This is a genomic window from Pseudomonas hunanensis, assembly GCF_013393325.1.
Classification (GTDB): Bacteria; Pseudomonadota; Gammaproteobacteria; order Pseudomonadales; family Pseudomonadaceae; genus Aquipseudomonas; species Aquipseudomonas putida_P.
Genome location: NZ_QJRC01000035.1, coordinates 1 through 417, shown reverse-complemented (window position 1 = coordinate 417; position 417 = coordinate 1). Strand labels below are relative to the sequence as shown.

Sequence of the window (417 nt, the reverse complement as noted above, 5' to 3'; positions counted from 1 at the left end):
AGACCGAGGTCAGCACCCAGGTAACCGACGAGCCAGGCACTCCGGGCAACGAAGGCGACTTGGTCAAAGTCACTATCACCGCCGACCAAACCTCGGTGGCCGAGAACGTCAAACCGACCTTCACCGTGCACGTCAACCAGCCGCTGGACCACGACCTGGTCGTGACCCTGAGCAACAATGCTCAGGTCACCATCAAAGCGGGCGACACCAGCGTCAAGTACGAGCACGCGGCGCAGGGCGATGACGTTTATCTGGACAGCGGCGAAATCAGCCTCGGCATCAAGTCGGCTGTGGATATCGACGGTCGCACCTTCGAGAACCTGGAGCTGGGCGGCGCGGCGAAAGTGGATGTCACCGACACCACCGACGAAGTGATCGCGAAACTGACCGCGACTCCATCGGTCACCGAAGGCGGCG

Annotated in this window: 1 protein-coding gene; it reads left to right on the top strand. The window is 61.9% G+C overall.

Annotation, left to right across the window (positions count from 1 at the left end; translation table 11 throughout):
* Positions 1-417 (top strand): immunoglobulin-like domain-containing protein (locus tag DM807_RS00650; RefSeq protein ID WP_218647911.1); only part of this gene is annotated, 417 nt, incomplete at both ends.